The 24,853-nt window shown below is 72.2% G+C and carries 22 protein-coding genes; 4 read left to right on the forward strand and 18 right to left on the reverse strand.

The genetic code is table 11. From position 1 onward, the window contains the following. Nucleotide 1: 1 nt before the first annotated feature. From AR3_RS09400 to AR3_RS09410, 3 genes are all read right to left on the reverse strand, one after another. Complete coding sequence (locus AR3_RS09400) at nucleotides 2–202, reverse strand: ferredoxin (RefSeq protein ID WP_067911644.1); 201 nt, start codon at nucleotides 200–202, stop codon at nucleotides 2–4. Then, nucleotides 199–405 carry a hypothetical protein gene (locus AR3_RS09405; protein WP_067911647.1) on the reverse strand — a complete coding sequence of 69 codons (207 nt, stop codon included), beginning with the start codon at nucleotides 403–405 and terminating at the stop codon, nucleotides 199–201. Before AR3_RS09405 ends, AR3_RS09400 begins: the two co-directional genes overlap by 4 nt. Before the next feature lie 812 nt (nucleotides 406–1,217). Continuing rightward, a complete protein-coding gene (locus AR3_RS09410; RefSeq protein WP_067911650.1) occupies nucleotides 1,218–2,333 on the reverse strand; it encodes a M24 family metallopeptidase in 1,116 nt (371 codons plus the stop codon). A gap of 115 nt (nucleotides 2,334–2,448) precedes the next feature. Here AR3_RS09410 and AR3_RS09415 point away from each other — a divergent pair, with 115 nt between their 5' ends. Both AR3_RS09415 and AR3_RS29455 read left to right on the forward strand, forming a co-directional pair. Beyond that, complete coding sequence (locus tag AR3_RS09415) at nucleotides 2,449–3,381, forward strand: 5'-3' exonuclease (protein ID WP_083951183.1); 933 nt, start codon at nucleotides 2,449–2,451, stop codon at nucleotides 3,379–3,381. 472 nt (nucleotides 3,382–3,853) lie between these two features. Next, nucleotides 3,854–4,618 carry a Crp/Fnr family transcriptional regulator gene (locus tag AR3_RS29455; RefSeq protein ID WP_227023163.1) on the forward strand — a complete coding sequence of 255 codons (765 nt, stop codon included), beginning with the start codon at nucleotides 3,854–3,856 and terminating at the stop codon, nucleotides 4,616–4,618. 72 nt (nucleotides 4,619–4,690) lie between these two features. Here the strand turns inward: AR3_RS29455 and AR3_RS09425 are convergent, their stop codons facing one another. From AR3_RS09425 to AR3_RS09450, 6 genes are all read right to left on the reverse strand, one after another. Then, on the reverse strand, nucleotides 4,691–7,462 hold the full coding sequence (locus AR3_RS09425) for a DEAD/DEAH box helicase (RefSeq protein WP_067911654.1): 2,772 nt from the start codon (nucleotides 7,460–7,462) through the stop codon (nucleotides 4,691–4,693). Between the two features lie 74 nt (nucleotides 7,463–7,536). Next, a complete protein-coding gene (tatC, locus tag AR3_RS09430) occupies nucleotides 7,537–8,424 on the reverse strand; it encodes a twin-arginine translocase subunit TatC (RefSeq protein ID WP_067911657.1) in 888 nt (295 codons plus the stop codon). Between the two features lie 182 nt (nucleotides 8,425–8,606). Continuing rightward, nucleotides 8,607–8,951 (reverse strand): Sec-independent protein translocase subunit TatA, encoded by a 345-nt coding sequence (gene tatA / locus AR3_RS09435; RefSeq protein WP_067911660.1) that lies wholly within the window; start codon nucleotides 8,949–8,951, stop codon nucleotides 8,607–8,609. 24 nt (nucleotides 8,952–8,975) lie between these two features. Then, nucleotides 8,976–9,206 (reverse strand): hypothetical protein, encoded by a 231-nt coding sequence (locus AR3_RS09440; protein ID WP_169803802.1) that lies wholly within the window; start codon nucleotides 9,204–9,206, stop codon nucleotides 8,976–8,978. 208 nt (nucleotides 9,207–9,414) lie between these two features. After that, a complete protein-coding gene (locus AR3_RS09445; RefSeq protein WP_067911667.1) occupies nucleotides 9,415–10,434 on the reverse strand; it encodes a helix-turn-helix transcriptional regulator in 1,020 nt (339 codons plus the stop codon). Nucleotides 10,435–10,501: 67 nt separating this feature from the next. After that, nucleotides 10,502–11,473, reverse strand: coding sequence for a helix-turn-helix transcriptional regulator (locus AR3_RS09450; RefSeq protein ID WP_067911670.1), 972 nt, complete (start codon nucleotides 11,471–11,473; stop codon nucleotides 10,502–10,504). A gap of 93 nt (nucleotides 11,474–11,566) precedes the next feature. Between AR3_RS09450 and AR3_RS09455 the strand changes: the two genes are divergently transcribed. Beyond that, complete coding sequence (locus AR3_RS09455; RefSeq protein ID WP_067911673.1) at nucleotides 11,567–12,649, forward strand: DUF3866 family protein; 1,083 nt, start codon at nucleotides 11,567–11,569, stop codon at nucleotides 12,647–12,649. A gap of 7 nt (nucleotides 12,650–12,656) precedes the next feature. Here the strand turns inward: AR3_RS09455 and AR3_RS09460 are convergent, their stop codons facing one another. The 5 genes from AR3_RS09460 to prcB form a co-directional block, all read right to left on the reverse strand. Next, a complete protein-coding gene (locus AR3_RS09460) occupies nucleotides 12,657–13,064 on the reverse strand; it encodes a DUF3291 domain-containing protein (protein WP_313819626.1) in 408 nt (135 codons plus the stop codon). Between the two features lie 81 nt (nucleotides 13,065–13,145). Next, on the reverse strand, nucleotides 13,146–14,084 hold the full coding sequence (locus AR3_RS09465) for an FKBP-type peptidyl-prolyl cis-trans isomerase (protein ID WP_083951187.1): 939 nt from the start codon (nucleotides 14,082–14,084) through the stop codon (nucleotides 13,146–13,148). A 170-nt stretch (nucleotides 14,085–14,254) separates the two neighbouring features. Continuing rightward, the gene (gene pafA / locus AR3_RS09470; RefSeq protein ID WP_067911679.1) at nucleotides 14,255–15,613 is read right to left on the reverse strand and encodes a Pup--protein ligase; all 1,359 of its coding nucleotides are present in this window, start codon (nucleotides 15,611–15,613) and stop codon (nucleotides 14,255–14,257) included. A 236-nt stretch (nucleotides 15,614–15,849) separates the two neighbouring features. Further along, nucleotides 15,850–16,608 carry a proteasome subunit alpha gene (prcA, locus tag AR3_RS09475; protein ID WP_067911682.1) on the reverse strand — a complete coding sequence of 253 codons (759 nt, stop codon included), beginning with the start codon at nucleotides 16,606–16,608 and terminating at the stop codon, nucleotides 15,850–15,852. 21 nt (nucleotides 16,609–16,629) lie between these two features. Next, complete coding sequence (gene prcB / locus AR3_RS09480; protein WP_083951204.1) at nucleotides 16,630–17,391, reverse strand: proteasome subunit beta; 762 nt, start codon at nucleotides 17,389–17,391, stop codon at nucleotides 16,630–16,632. 286 nt (nucleotides 17,392–17,677) lie between these two features. Between prcB and AR3_RS09485 the strand changes: the two genes are divergently transcribed. After that, nucleotides 17,678–19,339 carry a hypothetical protein gene (locus AR3_RS09485; protein ID WP_146150264.1) on the forward strand — a complete coding sequence of 554 codons (1,662 nt, stop codon included), beginning with the start codon at nucleotides 17,678–17,680 and terminating at the stop codon, nucleotides 19,337–19,339. Nucleotides 19,340–20,300: 961 nt separating this feature from the next. On the opposite strand, the gene AR3_RS09490 is transcribed toward AR3_RS09485, so the two are convergent. The 4 genes from AR3_RS09490 to AR3_RS09505 form a co-directional block, all read right to left on the reverse strand. Further along, nucleotides 20,301–21,470 (reverse strand): endonuclease VII domain-containing protein, encoded by a 1,170-nt coding sequence (locus tag AR3_RS09490; RefSeq protein WP_227023162.1) that lies wholly within the window; start codon nucleotides 21,468–21,470, stop codon nucleotides 20,301–20,303. Between the two features lie 99 nt (nucleotides 21,471–21,569). Next, entirely contained in the window at nucleotides 21,570–21,779 is a 210-nt protein-coding gene (locus AR3_RS09495; protein ID WP_067911691.1) for a ubiquitin-like protein Pup, read from the reverse strand. A 218-nt stretch (nucleotides 21,780–21,997) separates the two neighbouring features. Continuing rightward, nucleotides 21,998–23,515, reverse strand: coding sequence for a depupylase/deamidase Dop (gene dop, locus AR3_RS09500; RefSeq protein ID WP_083951188.1), 1,518 nt, complete (start codon nucleotides 23,513–23,515; stop codon nucleotides 21,998–22,000). Then, nucleotides 23,512–24,783: an acyltransferase family protein gene (locus tag AR3_RS09505; RefSeq protein ID WP_067911697.1), complete on the reverse strand. Its 1,272-nt coding sequence runs from the start codon at nucleotides 24,781–24,783 to the stop codon at nucleotides 23,512–23,514. Before AR3_RS09505 ends, dop begins: the two co-directional genes overlap by 4 nt. Nucleotides 24,784–24,853: the final 70 nt, after the last annotated feature.

A 24,853-nucleotide genomic window follows, 5' to 3' on the forward strand; every position in this document is an offset into this window, starting at 1 on the left:
GTCACCCCTCCTCGGCGAGCACGACGGCCCGTTCGGGGCAGTTGGCGGCGGCCAGGCGCGCCTGCTTCTCCTTCTCCGGCGGGACCGCGCCGTCGCCGAGGACCGTCCCGTAACCCTCCTCGTCCTCGCCGAACAGGTCGGGGGCCAGCTCGTAGCAGCGGCCGTGGCCCTGGCAGCGCCCTGTGTCGATCTGGACTTTCACGTCAGTTCTCCCGTCTTCGGGGTGCGGTGGTCAAAGGGTCCGGACAGGCCGGCGGTCGGGTCGGCCATGGCCCGGCCGGCGTGCGCGTGCGGCGCCGCCGCCGACGGCTCGGTCGTGGAGCCGAGGTGCGCGCGCGGCATGCCCTTGCGCGCGTCCGCTGCCACGGCGGTGTCGGTGACGCTGACGCCGGCGACGGGGCCCATACGGCAGATTTAAATGATCGCTCATTTGCCCGGTCAAGGACCCGGCGGGGGCGGCGGCACCGCACAGGTGCCGATCATTTTCTTGACGAGCCGGACCTCCGGCGGATCCGGCGCCTGGCGGCGGTGCCGTCGCTGACCTCCTTGGGCGCCCGGATTCTCGCGAGCACATCGGCAAGTCGCACAAGGTGCGGCCCGCGTGGCGTGCCTTGGGGAAGACGTACGCCGCGAGGGGCGGTGCTCTGAGCGGCCGGACGCGTGTTCGTCCGCCGAACGACATGTCCTGCCGCGGCATCGGGGTTGACCGCGCCGGCCGCCAATGCGACATCCGGCGATACCGCATCGTCCCGACCCGACCGCAATTTCTTCCGGGCCGCACACTGAATACGACAGCCGTCCGGACGAACGCGCCAAGCCGCCGACCGCGAAATCTTTCATCGCTCGCCATTCAAAGCCGCAGGTGGGAGGCGCCCCCAGGGCACAACAATTCCGATTCCTTGACGGGCTGGAATAAGGAACTTAATGTTCGGCGGGTTCGGGGCAGTGAAAGCTCTGCGAGTACGGCGCCTTCGTGAATTCCAGTCCGCGGCCGGGACGCGACCGCCCCGGCCCCTCCCACGTGAGGAGGCATTCACGCTGAACGGAGCCGCCTGCTCCGTCGACTGACCGCGTCCGAGGCGCGGCGCGGGCCGTGAGGCGACCTGCGCCGCCCCGCACGGCGGCCGGTCCGGATTTCGGATCGGCCGCCGACGCGGGTCCTCGCTCCGCGTCGGCGGCCACTCGTCCCAGGTGCGGCGGCTCGCCGCGGCCGGCGGCTAGTCGACGACGATCAGGTCGCGCGGGCTGGTGTTCAGACGTTCGCAGCCGTCGTCGGTGCACACGACGATGTCCTCGATGCGGGCGCCGTGCGGCCCGGGGTAGATGCCCGGTTCGACGGAGAACGCCATGCCGGGTTCAAGGGGCTCGGTGTTGCCCGCGACGATGTAGGGGTCCTCGTGCGCCTCCAGGCCGATGCCGTGGCCGGTGCGGTGGAAGAAGTGCTCGCCGTACCCGGCGGCGGCGATGATGTCGCGCGCCGCGGCGTCCACCGACTCGGGGGTGACTCCGGGGCGGACTGCGTCGCAGGCCGCCTGCTGCGCCTCCTGCAGGACCCGGTAGTAGGCCCGGTACTCCGCGGGCGGCTCGCCGATGCAGTAGTTGCGCGTGGAGTCGGAGCAGTAGCCGCTGGGCATGGCGCCGCCGATGTCGACGACGATCGGCTCGCCGGGCCGGATGACCCGGTCGGACAGCTCGGCGTGCGGGTTGGCGCCGTTGGGCCCGGAGCCGACGATGACGAACTCGACGGTGGCGTGCCCCTCGGCGATGATCGCGTCGGCGATGTCGCGGCCCACCTCGCGTTCGGTGCGTCCGGGCTTGAGCAGCTCGGGGACGCGCCGGTGCACCCGGTCGATCGCGGCGCCCGCCTCGCGCAGCGCGGCGATCTCGGCGGGGCTCTTGCGCATGCGCAGCTCGCGCATGACGCCTCCGGCGGGGACCTGCTCGGCGCCGGGCAGGGCGGCGCGGAACCGCAGCGCCATGACCGCCCACATCCGGTCGGCCACCGCGACCTTGGCGATGCCGCGGGGCAGCCGGGAGGCGACCAGCGCGTACGGGTCGTCGGTCTCGTCCCAGGGCACCATCTCCACGTCCAGGCGGCCGGCCGGGGACGCCTGCGCGGCGGGCAGCTCCAGCCGGGGCACCACGAGGAACGGGTCCCCCGACGCCGGCACGACCAGGCAGGTGAGCCGTTCGAGCTGGTGCGCGTCGTAGCCGGTGACGTACCGCAGATCCGGTCCGGGCGTCAGCAGCACCGCGCCCAGGCCCGCGCGGTCGGCCGCCTCCCGGACGCGGTCCAGCCGCTCCCGTGGATACAACTCCGTCGTCACATCCATCCCCATATCCGTGAGCTGCCCTTGGTCCGTCAGCATCGTATGCCCGCCGGCGGGGGCGCACGCACCTGCGGCGCCCGGCCCGCGGGCGGGCGCCCGGCGTGGGAGGATGGGCGTCATGAGCGGGCTGATGCTGCTGGACACGCCGTCGTTGTACTTCCGCGCCTTCTACGGCGTGCCGGAGAGCGTCACCGCGCCGGACGGCACCCCGGTCAACGCGGTCCGCGGCCTGCTCGACATGATCGCCAGCCTGGTGCGGGACCGCGCCCCGGACCGGCTGGTGTGCTGCATGGACGCCGACTGGCGGCCGGCGTTCCGGGTGGCGGCGCTGCCGTCCTACAAGGCGCACCGGGTGGCCGCCGACGGCGGCGACCAGACGCCGGACGCGCTGGAGGCGCAGCTTCCGCTGATCGACGCGGTGCTGGACGCGTTCGGGCTCGCCCGCGCCGGCGTGCCCGGGTACGAGGCGGACGACGTGATCGGCACGCTGGCGGTGCGGGGCGCGCGGCGGGGGCCGGTCGACGTGGTCACCGGCGACCGCGACCTGTTCCAGCTGGTGGACGAGCGCGGCCCGATCCAGGTCCTGTACACCGCGCGCGGCATCCGCAACCTGCAGGTCATGGGCGAGAAGGAGGTCGCGGCCAAGTACGGCATCCCCGGCCGCGGCTACGCCGACTACGCCATGCTGCGCGGCGACCCCAGCGACGGGCTGCCGGGCGTGCCCGGGGTGGGCGACAAGACCGCGGCGGCCCTGGTCACCCGGTTCGGGTCGGTCGAGGGGATCCTGGCGGCGCTGGAGGCCGGCACCGACGAGGGGTTCCCGGCGGGGGCGCGGCGCCGGATCGAGGCCGCCCGCTCCTACCTGGCCGCGGCCGGGACGGTGGTGCGGGTGGTGACCGACATCGACGCCGCCGAGCTGCGCGACCTGGACGACCGGCTGCCGTCGCGGCCGCGCGACCCGGACGCGGTGGTGGAGCTGGCCGACCGGTGGGGGCTCGGCGGGCCGGTCAACCGGCTGCTGAACGCGCTGGCGGCCCGCGCCGCGTCCTGACGGCCGTTCTGACAACGGCGCCCGACGGCGTCGCGGCGCCGTCCGAATGCGGCCGGTGCGGCGGCCCGGCGGTCCTGACCGGGTTTCTGACGTTCGCGCCGCGGGGCGCGCCGTTCTGTGTCAGATGACACAGACAACGCGTGCGCGGCGGCGCACCATCCTGATCAATGGCGGGTTTTCCTGGACCTGTGACGACCAGGCACGCACCGTCGGCGCGGACCCGCAGCGGTCCTCGCGGCCGGCGCGGCGCCCGCATGGACGGACCGGGCCCCGCGACGCTGGGTCTCACCGCCCCACTCCTCCCATCCGCCGCGGGTTCCGGTCCGGTCCGGATCCGACCGGCCCCGGCGGCGCGGCCGGAGGGCCGGGCGGGCGGCCGCGGCGACGCCGCGCGCCGGTCGTCCGCCGCAGTGGGCCGCGTCCCCGGTCCGCGGGTCCGCGGCCGTGGGGAACCCGAGAAAGCGGGTCGCCGGTGACCGAACGGACTGTCCCAACGATCACCCCCCGGCGCGCCGCGGGGCGCGCCGCGCGGGGATCCGACGCCGCCGCGGCCGCGCCGCGCGACGGCTTCTGGAACGCGCTGACCGCCGCGCAGCGCAAGGACCTGCGCGCCGCGGCCCGTCCCCGCACGTACTCGGCGCGAACGCCGCTGTGCTACCAGGGCGAGGACTCCGACCACATCATCATCATCGAGAGCGGCTGGGCCAAGGTCACCTCGACGACGCCGGACGGCCGCGAGGTCGTGCTGGCCGTGCGCGGCCCCGGCGACCTGATCTGCGAGAGCGCCGTGCTGGCGGCGCGGCGCCGGTCGGCGACGGTGACGGCGCTGAACCCGGTGCGGGCGCTGGTGGTGCCCGCGGCGCGGTTCACCGGCTTCCTCGACGCCCATCCGGCGGTGTGGCGGCTGGTGAGCGGCACGCTCGTGCAGCGCCAGGACGACGCCGACCGCCGCCTGCAGGCGCACGTGTCGGCCAAGGGCGCCCAGCGTCTGGCCGGGCTGCTGGCGCAGCTGGCCGAGATGTCGGCCAAGCACGGCCCTCCCGAGCCGGACGGCGGCATCGCGATCGCGCCGCCGCTGTCGCAGGAGGAGCTGGGCAGCTGGATGGACGCCTCCCGCGAGACGGTCGCCCGGGCGCTGAACAACCTGCGCTCCCGGGGCCTGGTCCGCACCGGCTGGCGCAAGATCATCGTGGCGGACCTGCCGCGGCTGCGCGCGTACGCCGACGGCGACGCCTGACCCGGCGGCCCGGGCCGCCGGGGGCGGGACGGCCGTGCCCGCCCCGCCCCCGGCCGACGCGGACGCCCGCGGTCAGGCGACGGAGGAGTAGGCGACGACGCCGCGGCGCATGGCGTCCATGGCGCGGCGGGCGGTCTTGCGGATGTGGCTGTTCTCCGGGGACGCGTCGGCGATCTGCCCGAGCAGGTCCAGCAGCTGCTTGACCGCGCGGACGAAGTCGCCGGCGGTCAGGTCGGTGTCCAGCAGCACCTCGTCCAAGTCGCCGCCCCGCGCCCACCGGTAGGCCGTCCACGCGAACCCCAGGTCGGGTTCGCGCAGGAACGACACCCGGTTGTCCTTTTCGACGGCGTCCAGCCGACCCCACAGCCGCACCATGGCGGCCAGGGCGTCCTGCGCCGCGCCCGACGGGGTGCGGGGCGGGGCCGCGTCGTCGGGCTGCCGCGACTCGTACACCAGCGCCGACACGCAGGCGGCCAGCTCGGCGTGATCGAGCCCCTCCCACACCCCCGCGCGCAGGCATTCGGCGGTGAGCAGGTCCAGCTCGTTGTAGATGCGGGCGAGGCGGCGGCCGTCCTCGGTGACGGTGTCGCCGTCGAGGTAGCCGAGCTGCTGCAGGACGGCGCACACGCGGTCGAACGTGCGGGCGATCACCTGGGAGCGTCCTTCGACGCGGCGGCGCAGCTGCTCGGTCTCGCGTTCCAGGCGGAAGTAGCGCTCCGCCCAGCGGGCGTGCTCCTCGCGCTTGTCGCAGCCGTGCACGGGGTGGCGGCGCAGCGCGGCGCGCAGCTCGGCGATCTCCTTGTCGTCGGCGGGCGGCACGTCGCGTCCGCGGCCGCGGCGCCGCAGGTGGGCGTCGTCGGGCACCTTGGCGCGCAGCGCGGCGGCCAGGTCGCGGCGCGCCTGCGGGTTGCGGGGGCTGAACGACTTGGGGATGCGCAGCCGGTCGAGGGGTTCGACGGGGCGGGGGAAGTCGTGCACCGACAGCCGCTGCACGGACCGGTTGGCGGTCAGCACCAGCGGCGCGGGCCCGTCGGAGCGGCGGCCCAGGCCCGGGTCGAGCACCACGGCCAGGCCGGTGCGGCGCCCGGACGGCACGTGGACGACGTCGCCGGGCCGCAGCCGCTCCAGGCTGCGGGCGGCCTCGGCGCGGCGGGCCGCGGAGCGTTCGCGGGCCAGCTCGGCCTCGCGGTCCGACAGGCGGCGCCGCAGCGCCGCGTACTCCATGAAGTCGCCCAGGTGGCATTCGGCGGCCTGCGCGTACCCCGCCAGGGCCTCTTCGTTGCGGTGCACCTGCCGGGCCAGGCCGACGACGGCGCGGTCGGCCTGGAACTGGGCGAACGACTCCTCCAGCAGGGTGCGGGCGCGTTCGACGCCGACGGCGCCGACCAGGTTGACCGCCATGTTGTAGGACGGGCGGAAGCTGGAGTTGAGCGGGTAGGTGCGGGTGCCGGCCAGCCCGGCGACCGCCGCGGGGTCCACGCCCGGCCCCCAGATCACCACCGCGTGGCCCTCGACGTCGATGCCGCGCCGCCCGGCCCGCCCGGTCAGCTGGGTGTACTCGCCGGGGGTGAGGTCGACGTGGGCCTCGCCGTTCCACTTGTCGAGCCGTTCGATCACCACGGTCCGCGCCGGCATGTTGATGCCCAGCGCCAGCGTCTCGGTGGCGAACACCACCTTGATCAGCCCGCGGACGAACAGCTCCTCGACGATCTCCTTGAACGTCGGCAGCATGCCCGCGTGGTGGGCGGCGATCCCGCGTTCCAGCGCCGCCAGGAAGTCGTCGTAGCCGAGCACCGCCAGGTCCTCGCGGGCGATGTCGGCGGTGCGCAGCTCGACGTGGGCGCGGATCTCCTCGCTCTCCTCCTTGGAGGTCAGTCGCAGCCCGGCGTTCAGGCACTGCAGGACGGCCGTGTCGCAGCCGTTGCGAGAGAAGATGAACGTGATCGCGGGCAGCAGCCCCGCGCGGTCCAGACGCGCCACCACGTCGGGCCGGGACGGCGGCCGGTAACGGGCGGGCCGGGGCGCGCGGCGGCGGCCGGTGCGGCGGTTCTGGTTCAGCTTGGTGCGGCGCACCTCCTCCACCGCGATGCGCTGCAGCTGCGGATTGACCCGCGCCTGCCGGTTCGCGCCCTTGCCGACCTCCACGAACAGGTCGTACAGGCGCGTGCCGACCATCATGTGCTGGAACAGCGGGACGGGCCGGTGCTCGTCCACGATCACGGCGGTGTCGCCGCGGACGGCCTGCAGCCACTCGCCGAACTCCTCGGCGTTGCTGACCGTGGCCGACAGCGCCACGATCCGCACCGAGTCCGGCACGTGGATGATCACTTCTTCCCAGACGGCGCCGCGGAACCGGTCGGCCAGGTAGTGCACCTCGTCCATGACCACGAACGCCAGCCCGGACAGGGTCGGCGAGGCCGCATACAGCATGTTCCGCAGCACCTCGGTGGTCATCACCACCACGGGCGCCTCGCCGTTGACGCTGTTGTCGCCGGTGAGCAGCCCGACCTTCTCCGGACCGTAGCGGCGCACCAGGTCGGCGTACTTCTGGTTGGACAGCGCCTTGATCGGCGTGGTGTAGAAGCACTTGCGGCCGGCGGTGAGGGCCAGGTGGACGGCGAACTCCCCCACCACGGTCTTGCCGGAGCCGGTGGGCGCGGCGACCAGGACGCCGCTGCCGGACTCCAGGGCGCGGCACGCCTCGATCTGGAACGGATCCAGGTCGAAGTCGTACAGGGTCTGGAAGTCCAGCAGCGCGGGGCCGTTGCCCGCGGTGCGCCGGCGGAAGGCCGAGTAGCGCGCCGCGGGCGACTCGGTGGCCGACTGCGTGTCGGGAGGGGTCATGGGTCGAGCCTACGTTTCCCCCCGGCCCGAATCCCAATCGCGGACGCCGCGGCGCCCCGCGGGCCGGGGCCGGGTCAGCGGGCCGGGTCGGCGGGGCGCCCGCCCCGCTCCAGCTCGGCGTCGATCTCGTCCAGGTCCAGCGGGGACGGCTCGTCGTCGGACAGGCCCGCGTACGGGTCGGGGCGGCGGGCGCGGCGCCGGTCGTTGAAGAACGCCAGCACCGCCGACACCTCGAACAGCAGCAGGGTCGGCACGGCCAGCGCCAGCATCGTGAACGGGTCGCCGCTCGGCGTCGCCACGGCCGCGAACAGGAAGATCCCGAAGATCGCGATCCGCTGCGTCTTCTTGATCCGCTCGAAGCTGAGCACCCCGGCCAGGTTGAGGATCACCACGAACAGCGGCAGCTCGAAGGTCATGCCGAACACCAGCAGCATGGCCAGCACGTAGCCGAGGTAGTGGTCGACGGTGATCAGCGCGGTGACGTCGTCGATGGAGAAGCCGCCGAGGAACAGCTGCAGCCCCTTGTCGACGGTCAGGTAGGCCAGCACGGTCCCGACGATGAACAGCGGGATCGCCGCGCTGAGGAACACGTACGTCCAGCGCTTCTCCCGCCGGTACAGGCCGGGCGCCACGAACGCCCACAGCTGGTACAGCCACACCGGCGACGACAGCACGATGCCGATGATGAAGGAGATCTTCAGGCGGAGGAAGAACTGCTGGAAGATGGTGTTGACCACCAGCGTGCACTTGCCCGCCTCCAGCTGCTGCGACGCGGGCAGGGAGCAGTAGGGGTCCTTGAGGAAGTCCCAGATGGGCTGGAAGAAGATCCAGCCGACGATCGTCCCGACCAGCAGGGCCAGCAGCGACTTGATCAGCCGGTTGCGCAGTTCGCGCAGGTGGTCCATGAGCGGCATGCGGCCTTCGGGGTCGACGGCCTTGCCTCTCGGGCTCAGAAACTTCATCGTCGGCTTCGGGGTCGGGTGCCGATCACGCGGTCACGGTCGGGTCGGACGGCCGGCGCCCGGCGCGCGCGCCGTCCGGACGCGCGGGTCGCGCGCGGGACGCGTGCGCCCGCGGCGCACGGGGCCCGCCGGGCGGACGCCCGGAAGCCGCCCACCGCGGGTGCGGGACCGGCGCCGGGCGGTCAGGAGTTGCGGATCTTGTTCGGGTCGGAGACCGGGACGCCCTGGATCGGCTCTCCGGAGGGCAGGGGACGCCGCTGAGGGGTGCCGTCGGCGGCGGCCGCCTCGCGCTCCAGACGCGCGGCCTCCTCGCGGAGCCGGGCCGCCTCCTGGCGCGGGTCGCTCGGCGACGCGGCCGCGGGCTGGGCCGCGGTCTCCTCGTCCTCGCGCAGCCCCTTGGTCTCGGCCTTCAGGATCCGCACCGACTTGCCCAGCGAACGGGCCAGCTGCGGCAGCTTGGCCGAGCCGAACAGCAGCAGGACGACCACGAGAACGATCAAGATCTCGCTGGTGCCGAAATTACCCATGACATTCCTCTTCAGCAGGTCTACTCACGACGATCGTACGCCGTCCCGTCGGCGCCGCGCCTCCCCCCGGGCGGCCCTCTCCTGCAAGACCTCCAGTTCGTCGCGCAGCGCGGAGTGCCGCGGGGCGAGCCGCCGCCGGGCGCGGTCCAGCTGCCGCCCCAGGTGCCGGACACCGAGGTAGACCTTGAACGCGCACACCGCCAGCACGGCCAGACCCGCGAAGCCCAGCGCCACCGACGCACCGACCCATCCCACGTCCGCCACGGTAACCGACGCCGTCCGCTGCTGTCGTCACGCGGCACCGTCCGCGCGACACCGTCACGTGATGTTCATGAAAACGTCGTATCACCGCGCCGCGGCCCCGACAATGCCCGAGCCGGGCCCGGCGGCACGTTCCCCGGCGACACGCCCCGGTGATGCGTTCCCCGGTGATGCGTTCCCCGGCGACCCGCGGCCGCCGACGTCACATCTGCTCGTACAGCGCCAAGGCGCGGGCGGCGTCGTCGCGGACCGCGTCGGCCAGCTCGGTCGGCGCCACGACACGCCCCTGGTCGCCCAGGCGCAGCGCCAGGCCCCGCACCCAGCGGGTGTCGGAGGTGCGCAGCACGACCCGCAGCCGCCCCTCCCCCAGCTCCTCGACGCTCTCGCACGGGTAGTAGTCGGCGACCCAGCGTCCCTGCGCGGTCAGCTCCAACGTCACCACGACGTCGTCGGGCGACGGCCGGTACAGCCCGGCGTCCACGTCGCGCGGCTCGGCGTCCTCGGGGACCTGCGCGGGCACGTCGTCCAGCACCCGCAGCGAAGTGATGCGGTCCAGGCGGAACAGCCGCACCGCCTCGGCGCGGCGGCACCACCCCTCCAGGTAGGTGTTGCCCTCCACCACCAGCAGCCGCATCGGGTCCACGTCCCGCTCGGTGTTCTCGTCGCGCGCGGGCACGTAGTACGCCAGGTGCACGCGCCGCCCCCGCGCGATCGCGTCGCGCAGGCGCCCCAGGTGGCCGGCCGTGTCCGGCCCGCCGCCCGCGGCGACCTCCACCGCGACCTTGCTGGCCGGCGCGGCCGCCGCGCCCGCCGCGCTCTCCAGCTTGGCGATCACGCGGCTGAGCGCGTCGCGGTCGGGCAGGTCGGGGATGCCCGCCAGCATCCGCAGCGCCACCAGCAGCGCGCTGGCCTCGTCGGCCTTCAGCCGCAGCGGCCGGTCGATCGACTCGGCCTCGGTGACGATGATCTCGCCGCCCTCGTAGGACAGGTCGATCGGGCAGTACGGGTCGGGCGCGCGCAGCTCCACGCACCACAGCAGGTTCAGGTCGTCGATGAGCTGCTTCTCGGTGACGCCGAAGTCCTTGGCGGCCTGGTCCAGCGCCACCGAGTCCCGGCTGATGACGTACGGCACCAGCGCCAGCAGCCGCGCCAGCCGGCCGCTGGAGGTCGTCGTCCGGCCCGGCGCCCGTCCCCCGGGCGCCCCCGTCGTCCGCCCCGTCATCGCTCACTCCCCGTCGTCCGCTCGCATTCCGTCCGGCCGCCGCCCGCCGCCGGCCCCCGCCCGGCGCTCATCGGCCGCTGCCCGCCAGCGCGGCCTTGAGCTGCCAGATGACCGCCTCCCGCAGGTCCGGCGGGTCCAGCACCACCACGTCGTCGGCGAACCGCGCCAGGTAGGGCGCGAAACGGTCCACGTCCCGGAACGTGAGCGTGGCCTCGTCCCAGGTGCCGTCCCCCACCGGCCGCACGTCGCGCGCCCAGCGCCGCGGCCCGTGCGCCGCGCCCGCGCGCAGCCGCACCTTCGCCGGACGCGGCTCGCTCACCGGCTCCCCCCAGTCGAACGCGATGCGCCGCACGTCCACCCCCGGCGGGACGGTGACGCTGCCGGGCGGGCCGTCCGGCACCACCTCCCCGACGATGCGGCTCAACCGGAACACCCGCGTCTCGTCGCGGTCCCGGTCGTGCCCCACCACGTACCAGCGGCCCCGGCGGCTGACCACGCCCCACGGCTCCAAATGCCGCCGCGTCGCCGACGTGCGCCCCACCCCCTGGTAGTCGAACGCCACGGGACGGCCGTCGCGCACCGCCTCCCACAACGCCGGGAACGACGGCTCGCCGGTGTCCAGCCGCGGCTCGATGCCCGGCGCGGTCGCCGTGTCGGTCTCCACCCCGGCGGCGCGCAGCTTCAGCAGCGCCCCCGACGCCGCGTCCGCCATGCTGGCGCGCTGCCACACCCGGGCGGCCAGCCCCAGCACCGCCGCCTCGTCCGGCGTCAGATGGATGTCGGGCAGCTCGTAGTCCTGCCGGGGGATCCGGTAGCCGATCTCCTCGCCGCCCGCGCCCTGCTGGTCGCTGCCGACCTCCAGCGGCACCCCCAGCTCCCGCAGCTCCTCCTTGTCGCGCTCGAACATCCGCTTGAACGCCTCGTCGGAGTCGGGGTAGCCGGGCACCGCCCGGCGGATCTGCTCGGCGGTCAGATAGCGCCGCGTGGCCAGCAGACAGACCACCAGATTGAGCAGGCGCTCGGTCTTGCGCCGCGACACGTGGCCACCACCTCGAAACTGTGCTGCGGTCCGCTCGGCGAGCCCGCGCGTTCCCGGACGATTCCTCCGACCAGGACGCTACCGTTTCCTGCTGTGATCCGATGGCGCAAAGGCACGGTTGACAGCGTCCGCCGGGAATGGCCGGGCGCGATCGAGCTCGACGTGACGATCGACGGCGACGGCGCCCGCCGGGCCCTGGCCTACACGCATCTGGTCGGCAGACCGCAACCGGGAGACACCGTCCTGCTCAACACTACGGCCTTGGCGCTCGGCCTGGGCACCGGCGGCTACGCCATGGTCGTCGCGGTGCCCGACCGGCTGCCGCCCGACCCGACCGGGCCCGGCCACCTGGTCAAGGCCCGCTACACGCCGCTGCAGGCCACCGTGCTGGGCGCCGACGAACAGGGCTCCCCCCACCACGAGACCCTCCGCGACGCCGACTCCCTGGACGGCATGCCGGTGATCGTCGCGGACCTGCACTCGGCGCTGCCGCCGATCCTGGCGGGCCTGCTGGCCGACCGGCCCGGCACCCGCGCGGTGTACGTGATGACCGACGGCGGCGCCCTGCCCGCCTGGTTCTCCATGTCGATCGCGCGCCTGCGGGAGGCGGGCGCGCTGGCCGCCACCGTCACCGTCGGGCAGGCCTTCGGCGGCGACCTGGAGGCGGTGACCGTCCACACCGGCCTGCTGGCCGCCCGCCTGGTGCTGGACGCCGACGTGGCGGTCGTGGCGCAGGGGCCCGGCAACCTGGGCACCGGCACCCGCTGGGGCTTCTCGGGCGTCGCGGCGGGCGAGGCCGTCAACGCCGCCGCCGTGCTGTCGGGCCGCCCCGTGGCGTCCCTGCGCGTCAGCGAAGGCGACGCGCGGGAACGCCACCAGGGCGTGTCCCACCACAGCCTCACCGCCTACGGACGCGTCGCCCTGGCCCGCGCCCAGGTCGTCGTCCCGGAACTGGGCGGCAAGCTCGGGCAGCGGGTGGCGCAGCAGGCGGCCCCGCTGGGGGAGCGCCACGAGCTGGTGCCGGTGCCAGTGGACCGCTTGGAGGACGCCCTGCGCGCCGCCGAGCAGGACTGGGGGGTGCGCCTGTCCACGATGGGCCGCCGCCTGGACCAGGACATGGCCTACTTCCTGTCCGCGGCCGCCGCGGGCCGCCACGCCGCCGCCCTGCTCACCTGACCGGCCGTCACGTCCGGCCGCACCCCCTCGGGGACCCCCTCCGGGGTGGAGAAGTCGCGGAAGGTGAACGCGCTCGGAGCGGCCCCCGCTCGCGCAGCAGCTCCAGGCGCTCCACCGCCTCCTCCACCGTGGGGATGCGGCCGGCGGGGACCCACCACAGCGCCTGGTGGGCGTCCACGTGCCGCCGGAACCACTCCCGGCGGCGGCGCAGCGCCTCCAGGTGGGCGCTGCGGTAGACGAAGTTCCACAGCGCCTCCCGCGACTCCCACACCGAGGGGTTGACGAGCACGTCGGCGCCGACGGGGCGCACGCCGGTCGCGCCGTCGGCGCCCTCCCCCACCAGGCGCCACACGAAGCCGGGCGATCGGTCGGCCGGCGCGTCGATCGGTTCGAGCAGGGACACGAAATCCGCCATGCCCGGGGGCGTCCAGGGGCTCCTTCAGCGTGCCCACGTTGATCTGGGCGAGATGGTGCACGGCCCGGAAGACGGCACCGGTCAGTGCACTCCCAGGAGGTCCACGACGAACACCAGCGTGTCGTCCCCCTTGATCCCGGCCTGCGGCAGCCCCTGCTTGCCGTACCCCAGCGACGGCGGCACCACCAGCAGCAGGCGGCTGCCCACCTTCTGCCCGACCAGCGCCTGATCCCAGCCCTTGATCACCTGACCGGTGCCGATCGTCACCGCGTACGGGCGGCCGCTGCGCCACGACGAGTCGAACTCGCGGCCGTCCCGCCAGAACACCCCCACATACTGCAACGCCACCAGCCGCCCCTTGGCGACCGGCGGCCCCTCCCCCTGGATCAGCGTCCGCACCTGCAGCGTCTTGGGCGCCGCCGCCCGCGGGACGCTCACCTTCGGCGCCTGCCCCGGCGCCCCCGGCGTCACCCTCGGCAGCTTCGGGTCGTCCAGCCGCTGCTCGCGGCCCCGCGCATGCGCCGTCCTGCCGTACACACCCCGAATGTCCAGGACGTACACGAGCGAATCGCCCGCGCCCACCTGATGCTGGGTGTCGCCCTTGTCGCCGTACCCCTCCTCAGGAGGGATCTTCGCCACCACCCGATCCCCGGGCCGCACACCCAGCAACGCCTTGTCCAACCCCGGCACCAGGCGCCCGGTCGGAAACGCCCCCGGCTGCCCGCTGATATAGCTGTTGGCCAGCAGCTTGTTGCCGTCCTTGTTCCACCGGTACCCGACATAGTCGGCCACCACCAGATCGCCCTTGCGCGCGCCCTCGCCGCCGCCCTTCCCCTTCACCAGGGTCTTCACCGCGAGCTCTTCGCTCGGCGCCCCCTTGGGAAACGACACCTCCGGGCGCACCCCGAACTTGCCCCGGACCGACACCTCGACGTCGCCCCCGCCGGAACACGCGGCGGCCAACGCCAAAGGCCCCGCCAGCACGACGCCCACCAGCGACGCCAACACACGACGGCGCATGCGGCTCCTCACCAAACGCACTGCGACCCGAACTGAGCGCACACCCTACCGCCAAGGTGACCCGCCAGTAGCCCCGCACGCGAAACCGGAGCCGCCACCGCAGGCGAACGGGAGCGGGGGCGGCACGGCCCCGGCCGCACCGCCCCCGCTCCCGGACGAACGCGCCCCGATCACATGCCGGCGATCAGCTTGTCGACCCGCTCGTCCACCGACCGGAACGGATCCTTGCACAGCACCGTCCGCTGCGCCTGATCGTTCAGCTTCAGATGCACCCAGTCGACCGTGAAGTCCCGCCGCTTCTCCTGCGCCCGCCGGATGAACTCCCCGCGCAGCCGCGCCCGCGTCGTCTGCGGCGGCACCGACTTCGCCTCGAAGATGTCCAGGTCGCGCGTCACCCGCTCCACCGACCCGCGCTTCTCCATCAAGTAGTACAGGCCCCGACCGCGATGCACGTCGTGGTACGCCAGATCCAGCTGCGCCACCCGCGGCGACGACAGCGGCAGATCGTACTTGCGCCGGTACCGCTCGATCAGCCGGTACTTCGTCACCCAGTCGATCTCCCGGGACACCAGGTCCAGATCGCCGGTCTCCACCGCCCGCAGCGTCCGCTCCCACAGGTCCAGCACCCGCTCGACCACCGCGTCCCCGCCGCGCCGGTCGATGAAGTCCTTCGCCTTGCCGTAGTACTCCTTCTGGATCTCCAGCGAACTGGCCTCCCGGCCGTTGGCCAACCGCACCTTGCGCCGCCCCGTCATGTCGTGGCTGACCTCGCGGATCGCCCGGATCGGGTTCTCCAGCGTCAGGTCCCGCATCACCACGCCCGCCTCGATCATCCGCAGCACCAGGTCGGTCGCGCCCACCTTCAGCAGCATCGTGGTCTCGCTCATGTTCGAGTCGCCCACGATCACGTGCAGCCGGCGGAACCGCTCGGCGTCGGCGTGCGGCTCGTCCCGCGTGTTGATGATCGGCCGCGACCGGGTCGTCGCCGACGAGACCCCCTCCCAGATGTGCTCGGCCCGCTGCGACACGCAGTACACCGCCCCCCGCGGCGTCTGCAGCACCTTCCCCGCACCGCAGATGATCTGCCGCGTCACCAGGTACGGGATCAGCACGTCCGCCAGCCGCCCGAACTCCCCGTGCCGCCCCACCAGATAGTTCTCGTGGCACCCGTAGGAGTTGCCCGCCGAGTCGGTGTTGTTCTTGAACAGGTAGATGTCGCCGGCGATGCCCTCCTCCCGCAGACGCCGCTCGGCGTCCACCAGCAGGCCCTCCAGGATCCGCTCACCGGCCTTGTCATGCGTCACCAAGTCGATGACGCTGTCACACTCGGGCGTCGCGTACTCGGGGTGGCTGCCCACGTCCAGGTAGAGCCGCGCGCCGTTGCGCAGGAACACGTTGCTGCTGCGGCCCCACGACACCACCCGCCGGAACAGGTAGCGGGCCACCTCGTCGGGTGACAGCCGCCGCTGCCCGCGGAAGGTGCAGGTGACGCCGTACTCGTTCTCGAGCCCGAAGATGCGCCTGTCCACACCAGCGAGCCTATGCGGCGGGACCGCCGGTTGGCAGTCTCCCCAGCCTCCCGTTTCGCAGCCGTCGGCAGACCGAAGACGGCCACCGCGGACAGGTTTGAAACCGCACCGGCCCGCGCCTTTACGATGTAGATCACGACAGGGCGCGTGAAAAACCCGCCGTGACCAGCCGCCCCGACACCGGCGGCACCGATCACGACGGGTCACCGGAACACGCCAGAACGCGCCCCGACCGCTCAGGACGCCCCGGAACCGCCGTCCCCCGACGACGCGCCCTCGCCCGACGCCTCACCGCCGCCGGACCCGCCGTCGTCCGCCTCACGCAGCAACGCCTCGATCCGCGCCGCCGGCAACCGCCGGAACAACCGGTGCTCCCGGTTGCGGTCCAACACCGCGACCTCCAACGACGTCGCCTCCAACCGGCGATCGTGATCCTGCGCCTCCAACGACCGCACCGCCGCCCGCAGCGCCTCCGCCAGACCCATCCCCTCCCGGAACCGGTCCTTCAACGCCTGCGCCACCGCGTCGGCCTGACCGCCCATCGCCACATAACCGTGCTCGTCGGCCACCGAACCGTCGAACGTCAACCGGTAGATCTGGTCCGAGGAGGCGTCCTCCCCCACCTCGGCCACCACCAGCTCCACCTCGTACGGCTTGTTCGTCTCCGTGAAGATCGTCCCCAGCGACTGCGCGTACACGTTCGCCAACCCGCGCGCCGTCACATCACGCCGGTCGTACTGGTACCCGTTGATGTCGGCGTACCGCACCCCGCCCAGCCGCAGAGCCTCGAACTCGTTGTACTTGCCGACCGCCGCGAACGCGATCCGGTCGTAAATCTCACTGATCTTGTGCAGCGCCCGAGACGGATTGTCCGCCACGAACAGGATGCCGTCGTCATACTGCAGCACCACGACACTGCGGCCCCGCGCGATCCCCTTCCGCGCGTAGTCCGCCTTGTCCTTCATCTGCTGTTCGGGCGACACATAGAACGGCATGGACACCGGTCTGGATCCCTTCTATCGCAGCGGAGCGGTCGGACCACCGGGCGACTCGAAACGAGCCTCCACCACGGCCTGCGCCAACGCGCCCACCTCGTCCTCACCCAGCCTGCGGTAACCGTCGGCCGTCACCGTCGCCACCACCGGGAAGATCCGGCGCGTCAGATCCGGCCCACCCGTCGCCGAATCGTCATCGGCCGCGTCGTACAACGCCTGCACGCACACCATCGCCGCATCCTCGGCCGACAGATCCGCACGGTACAGCTTCTTCAACGCCCCCCGCGCGAACACCGACCCCGAACCGATCGAATGGAACTCCCGCTCCTCGTACCGGCCCCCCGCCGCGTCATAGGAGAAGATCCGCCCCTCGTCCCGCTCCTCGTCGTACCCGGCGAACAACGGCACCACCGCAAGACCCTGCATCGCCAGACCCAGATTCCCCCGGATCATGGTCGCCAGCCGGTTCGCCTTGCCCTCCATCGACAGCGGACGGCTCTCCCGCTTCTCGTAATGCTCCAGCTCCACCTGGAACAGCCGCACGAGCTCCATCCCGATCCCCGCGGTGCCCGCCACCGCGATCGCCGAGAACTCGTCCGCCCGGAACACCTTCTCCACATCGCGCTGAGCGATCATATGCCCCGCGGTCGCACGCCGGTCGCCCGCCATCACCACACCGCCGGGGAACGTCACCGCCACGATCGTCGTACCGTGCGGAATCTCCTCCCCCGCGGACGACTCCGGCAGCACACGCCGCCCAGGCAGCAACTCCGGCGAGTACATCGCCAGAAACTCCGTGAACGACGTCGTGTCAGGGCTACCGAACAACGCCGGCAAACGCCGAAAGTGCGAATCGTGGGACCCCACGCGACTCCTTCCCTCCACCACGGCGCCGGCCGCCCACACGAGCACCGGCGCGGACGACTAGACCCTACTGTTCGAACCACGCTCACCGCATGCAGCGAGCTCCTCACCCCGATCCGCCCACGGCGAAACCACCCCCCGCACGAGCACCCGCCCCCACCGCCACGCCCGACACCGCACACCCGGCCACTACGATGACCATGTGGTGTGGCGTCCTCCAGGCCCCCAAGGCCCCCCGCCCGGACAACCGGGCTGGCCGAGCCCCCTCGGCCAACCGACCTGGCCCAGCGCCCCAGGGCAACCCGCATGGCCCTCGCGGCGTCCCCACACCATCCCCGCCTACGCCGCCATCCCGGCCCCCGCACCCCTCGACACACCCCTCCCCGACGACGCCGACCCCTTCACACGCGCCGAACACGAAACCCGGCTCATCGTCGGCTCCCCCTGGTGGCCCACCGCCACTCCGCTCCAACGCCAGCAAGCCCTCGCCCCCCAACTGCTGTCCCTCCCAGACCACAGCTGGTGGCTCCACGGCGCCTGGGCCCGCTGGTACCGCTGGCACCCCGCCGACAGCCGCTGGTTCCTCACCCCGCCGCCCCACGGCCACGCCCGCACCACCGCCCTCCCCCTCCAACCCGGCTACACCCCGCCCCTCATCGCCCCGGAAATCCTCCCCACCGGCCCCGACTACACCCAGGACTACGGCCCGCCCCGCGCCATCGCCGGCGCCCCCCTCTCCGGCGCCGTCCTCTACCGCCTGCGCTCCGTCATGGCCGAAGCCGCCCAGGCACCCCCCGCCGACTACCCCCTCGGCTGGACCTTCTTCCTCCACGGCACACCCAGCACCATCGCCGCCACATGGAGCGCCACGCTCTGGTGCGCCTCCGTCCCCGCCTTCGACCCCGAAGCCCACGCCGATCTGCTCGACCTGTGGAACCCCCACCTCGCCCAGCCCTACGGCGACCAAGGCCGCCTCCGCTGGCTCGCCCCGCCGCCCCTCCACACCATCATCGGCCTCTACACCGAACGCCTCCGCGCAGGACGCCCCGACGCCGCCGCCCAGCTCATCCGCTGCATGGTCATGACCGCCCAGGCCCTCCGCGACGACCCCCGCTTCCACCTGCGCGCCACCGCCCTGCTCGCCATGATCGAGCCCCTGCAGGCCAACCCCGGCCTCGACCACCCCGCCCTCCCCTACGGCGACCAGGCCGTCGAACGCGAATGGCGCACCCGCTGCCCCGCCCCCCTCGCCGCCGCGCTCTTCGCCGACTCCGCCCCCGGCGAACGCTTCCAAATGGCCGTCTACGACCTCGCCACCGCACTGCGCCCCCTGTGCGGAGACCCCGACGACGCCGCCTTCGTCGAACCCCGCGAGGCCGCCACCGCCCTCCTCGCCGCCGACATGGCCGCCTACCGCCCCGACCTCGCCGCCCCCGTCTCCCGCTGGCTCGACCCCGAGCTGCGCACCCTACTCACCGACATCGTCCTGCAGGACGCCCACCCGCTGCGCGAACTCTGGCCCGCCGACGAAGCCCCCTCCGAACGCCTCACCCCGTCCGACACCGACACCGCCCTCGCCGTCCTCAGCGCCTCCGCAGCCGTCGGATTCGCCTGGACGCGCCTCGCCGGAGGCATCCCCATCCCACCGCGCGGCTTCACCGTTCCCAACGCCTACATCGCCCGCATGGACGCCCTCCGCGCCGTCCCCACCGCCGTCGACGTCCCCCTCAACGGAACGACCGGCGACGCCGCACAGAGCGACACTTCGCAGAGCGACACGGCACACAGGGACACGGCCGAGGACGACGTGTGCGCAATCACCGACCCGGACCAGGTGATCGACCAGCGCCCCGGCCCCGACCCCTGACAGCCGACCCCGTCCCGGTGCAATACGCCCGGTTCCTCAAGGGCGTGGTCGCCGGCCCACCCACGACACCGGCACTGAACGGATCGACGCCGGCCGAACCGATAGGACCCCAGGCAGCCCTTCCCCAGGGGCCAGGAACTTTCCCAAAGGGCGCATGGTCGCGGAATCCACCGCAGCGCCGACGCCGCTCGAGGAGCAGAGCGGTCGGTCATTGACAAGGCCCCGCCAGGCCCAGGAGTGTCGCCGCTCAGCACAGGCGGCTCACAGTTCGAGACCAGCGTCCCGGACCCGACCTGCCCCCGCCTCCGGCCCCTCGAGCATCGATCAGCCCGTCCAGGGCGGGTGGGCACCACGGGCGAGGAGCGTCGCCTTGGGACGCGCGGTCGCGGTACCCGCCCAGAAGCCCGGCGTCCAAACGGCGACCGACGCCGCTCGAGGAGCGGAGCGGTCGGTCATTGACAAGGCCCCGCCAGGCCCAGGAGTGTCGCCGCTCGGCACAGGTGGTGCCCAGTTTGAAGCGGACCGGCTCGACGGGTCTCAGCCGGTCGGGGCTCCCGTGTCGGCGTCCCACTCACCGGGACGACCGGCGACGCCGCACAAAGCGACACTCCGCAGAGCGACACGGCACACAGGGACACGGCCGAGGACGGCGTGTGCGCGGTCGCCGACCCGGACCAGGTGATCGACCAGCGCCCCGGATCCGACCTCTGACAGCCGACCCCGCCTCCGGCTCCTCGAGCACCGATCAACCCGACAACGGCCGAACCGACCGGAGCCCAAGCGGCCCTTCCCCAAGGGCCAAGAACGTCGCCCAAAGGGCGCGTGGTCGCGGAATCCACCCGCAGCGCCGACGCCGCTCGAGGAGCAGAGCGGTCGGTCATTGCGAAGTCGCGCCAGGCCCAGGAGTGTCGCCGCTCGGCACAGGTGGCTTCCAGTTTGAAGCGGACCGGCTCGACGAGTCTCAGCCGGTCGGGGCTCCCGTGTCGGCGTCCCACTCACCGGAGAAGATCGCGGCCCACGGCATGCTCTCGATCTCCTCTTCCACGGCGACGGCGGCCTTCCGGAACTCCCCGTCCTGCCGGCGGTACGGCTCCCACGCGTCCAACGGCACCATCCGAGGATCGACGTCGGGCTCGGTGAACGACAGCCGCGTGCCGCCGCTCTCGTCAGGGACCTCCCGGACGAGCCGCCGCTGGACGTAGTCCGCGGCCCTCCGGAGGGCGACGGGATCGTCGCCGAGCTGCCCCATGCCGGTGTTGCAGCCCGTGCACAGCATGCCGCGCACGTCACCCGTGCCATGGTCGTGATCGACGTGTTCGGCGGGCCTGTCGCAGCAGATCGCGCACAGCCCCACCTGCAGGTGGAGCAGCAGTTCCGCATCCTCGTGGTCGATACCGTACTTCTGGCGGAGGTGGTAGTGGCGCCGCGATCTATGATCCCTCGGCCTCGGCTGGGCCCACTTGCTCAAACTTCGCAGCAGATGGCGGTTGGCGCGGTTGAGGACCGTCGCGCCGAGGTCGATCATCATGCGCCGCGCATGCGGGCCTCTACCCTCCAGGTACAGGGCGGCGTCGCGCATCCGCTGCGGGTCGTCCTCGAACTGGCCGAGCGCTCCGTTGCACTTGAAACACAGCAGGTGCCGGACGAGCCCGGTCATGTGGTCGTGGTCGACGTGCTTGGCGGCGCTCCGCAGGCAGATGACACACACTCCACCCTGGAGGGCCTTCATCTGCTCGACCTGTTCCGCGGTGATCCCGTAGCGAAGCTTGAGTAGGAAGTTGCGGTGGCCGCCGTGCTTGCGCTGCTTGTACTCGGCTATCACCGCGTTGTGGCAGGGCTTGCAATAGCTCGACAGCCCTGAACTGCGCGTCCGGTTGCGGCCGAATTCACCGAACGGCTTGGTCTCCTTGCAGCGAGGGCAGTATTTCATGCCCTCGGGGACAGTCGGACGGGCGCGGTACGGCCTCGTCTGCTTGCCTTGTTTCGCCTGCCCCTTCCGATAGGACTTGGCGTTGCGCCGGCCGAAGCACTCCTTGCAGTAGAGAGCCAGCCCATCGGGGGACGCTTTACGCTTCCAGAACTCCGAGACAGGTTTTTCCTGACCGCAGTCTCGACATTTCTTGGTCAACACGGCCCCGACCCTATAACCCGCCCAACGCCGTGTCAGCGCTTTTGAGGAGACGACCAAGAAATGACTAACATCCGCTCTATTCGATATGTCCGGTTTGTATTACTGACCACCCTTTTGCACGAAACCGCGGACGAATTCCTCTGCGTTTTCTTCGAGAACTTCGTCGATTTCATCCAGAATTGCGTCGACGTCGTCGTCGAGCTTTTCCTTGCGCTCCTGCAGTTCCTCGGTGTTCGCCGCCTGGGTCTCCTCGACCTCTTCGGTGCGGCGCGTGGTCTGCTTCTGACCGCCGGTGTCCCTCGTGGCCATCCCGTAACCTCCTCTGCCGGTTGCCCCCACCCTATCTCCGATCATGGGCGGTGAGCGGATCATGAAGAGTCGTTTCACCGCCTCGGGGGCCCGGGGGCCTGGTGGGGTTATCGCCCGTCCCCCGACCAGCGAAACGGTCAAAACGGTCACAAATAAGCAGCGCCCCCTGCATGGCGCATTACCGCCTGGGGGCGCGTGCGGGAGACCGCGGGGCCGGCTCAGGCCTCGCCGGTCAGGGTGGCGACCAGGTCGGCGGCGGTGCGGCAGCGGTCCAGCAGGGCGCCCACGTGCTGCTTGGTGCCCCGCAGGGGCTCCAGCGTCGGGACGCGCTGAAGGGATTCGCGGCCGGGGACGTCGAAGATGACCGAGTCCCAGGACGCGGCGGCCACCGAGTCGGCGTACTGGCGCAGGCAGCGGCCGCGGAAGTAGGCGCGGGTGTCCTCGGGCGGGTTCTCGATGGCGTGCCGCACCTCGTCCTCGGAGACGATGCGCTCGAACCGGTTGCGCGCGACCAGGCGGTTGTACAGGCCCTTGTCGGGGCGGATGTCGCTGTACTGCAGGTCGATCATCTGCAGGCGCGGGTGGGACCAGTCGATGCCGTCGCGGCTGCGGTAGCCCTCGAGCAGTTCCAGCTTGGCGACCCAGTCGAGCTCGCGGGACAGCTGCAGGGGGTCCTCGCCGAGGCGGTGCAGGACCGACTCCCAGCGGTCCAGGACGTCCTTGGTCATCTCGTCGACGTCGGCGCCGTAGCGGTCCTCGACGTACTTGCGGGACTGCTCCAGGTACTCCATCTGGAGCTGGACGGCGGTCATCTTGCGGCCGTCGCGCAGGGTGAGCAGGCGCTTGCAGGTCGGGTCGTGGGAGACGGCGCGCAGCGCGGCGACGGGCATGTCGACGGACAGGTCGACGGTGAGGAAGCCGTCTTCGATCATGGCGAGGACCAGGGAGGTCGTGCCGAGCTTGAGGTAGGTGGAGACCTCGCTCATGTTGGCGTCGCCGATGATCACGTGGAGGCGGCGGTACTTCTCGGGGTCGGCGTGGGGTTCGTCGCGGGTGTTGATGATCGGGCGTTTGAGGGTGGTCTCCAGGCCCACCTCGACCTCGAAGAAGTCGGCGCGCTGGCTGATCTGGAAGCCGTCGCCGCGGCCGTCGACGCCGATGCCGACGCGTCCGGCGCCGGTGACGACCTGGCGGGAGACGAAGAAGGGGGTGAGGTGGCGGACGATGTCGGCGAAGGGCGTCTCGCGTCGCATGAGGTAGTTCTCATGGCAGCCGTAGGAGGCGCCCTTGTTGTCGGTGTTGTTCTTGTAGAGCTGGATGGGGTGGGTGCCGGGGATCATGGCGGCGCGCTGGGCGGCGTCGGCCATGACGCGTTCTCCGGCCTTGTCCCAGATGACGGCGTCGCGGGGGTTGGTGCATTCGGGGGCGGAGTATTCGGGGTGGGCGTGGTCGACGTAGAGCCGCGCGCCGTTGGTGAGGATGACGTTGGCGAGGCCGAGGTCCTCGTCGGTGAGCTGGCTGGGGTCGGCGACCTCGCGGGCGAGGTCGAATCCACGGGCGTCGCGGAGGGGGTTCTCCTCCTCGAAGTCCCAGCGGGCCCTTCTGGCCCGCGCCGCGGACGCCGCGAGGTAGGCGTTGACGACCTGCGAGGAGGTCACCATCGCGTTGGCCCCTGGCTGGCCCGGTACGGAGATGCCGTACTCGGTCTCGATGCCCATCACCCGCCGAACACTCATATCGTCGAGCCTATAGGGGCGGAGGATGTCGAGCCATGGGCGTCCTCCTCATGGCTCCGGGGTGTCGGGTCGGACGGGGGGTTGCCGGTGGTTTCGCCGGTGGCGGCGTGCCGGTGCTCCGTTTCGGCTGCGGGGGCGGTGGCGGGCCGTGTGCGGGCGGGGTTGCGCAGGCCGCGGTCGGCGAGGCGGACGCGGTCGAAGGAGTCGCGCAGGCGGGGTTTGAGCCATGCGGCGGCGGGGCGTTCGATGAGGCGGTGGATGAGGTAGGCGGCGGGGAACACCGCGGCGATGAGGAGGACGGTGGCGGCCCAGAGCGGCAGTCGGGGGTAAAGGTGTCGTGCGATGACGGGTCCGATTTCGTAATGGATCAGGTAGGTGGGGTAGGTGAGGGCGCCGAGGGTGGCGAGGCGGCGCCAGCGGATGCGGCGGAGGCGTCCGGTGGCGACGAGGGCGATGGTGGCGTAGAGGGCGGTGATGATCAGGGGGGCGGCGGGCCAGGCGTCGGCGGGGGCGATGTCGTAGGGCTTGCCGGTGGCGGTGGGGAGGGCGTGCCGGATGGAGACGGCCCAGGAGAAGGCGGCGATGCCCCAGAGGAGGGTGGTGGGGCCGAAGCGGTGGATGAGGTAGAAGGCCATTCCGGCGATGAAGTAGGGGGCGTGGCCGGGGATGAGGAGGGCTTCGAGGGTCTGGTTGCCGGTTTCGTCGGCGAAGAGGGCGAGGACGGTCCAGGCGCCCATGAAGGCGACGCAGTTGCGGTAGGTGGTTCCGGCGAGGACGAGCAGGGCGATGAGCGCGTAGAAGTGCATCTCGACCCAGAGGGTCCAGTAGACGCCGCTGACGTCTTCGACGCCCATGCCGCGCTGGAACATGGTGAGGTTGGGGACGAGGTTTTCGGGGCGGCCCTTGCCGAGGCCGGTGGTGAGGTAGATGGCGCCGACGAGGGCGACGCTGAACCAGTAGGCGGGGTAGAGGCGGGTGACGCGGGAGACGGTGAAGTCGGCGAGGCCGCGTCCCCAGGCGCTCATGAGGATGACGAAGCCGCTGATGAGGAAGAACAGTTCGACGCCGAGGTAGCCGAACTGGGTGGCGAGGGAGAGGGGGGCGTGGAGTTCGCGGGCGGCGTGGTCGTCACCCCAGGGGCCGGCGTTGCTTCCGGTGAAGTGGTAGAGGACGACGGCCGTGGCGGCGAGGAAGCGGAGCAGGTCGAGCTCGTAGAGCCTGGTGCGGCCTGCGGGGTTGGTGTTGGTGGTGGTGTCGGCGGGAGACATCGCGTCGAGCCTAGGGGACGGTTCGGACGTCTGCGCACGGTCGGCGGGTGTGGGCGGAGCGTGGTGGCCG

This window comes from Actinomadura rubrobrunea NBRC 15275 (genome assembly GCF_001552235.1).
Classification (GTDB): domain Bacteria; phylum Actinomycetota; class Actinomycetes; order Streptosporangiales; family Streptosporangiaceae; genus Spirillospora; species Spirillospora viridilutea.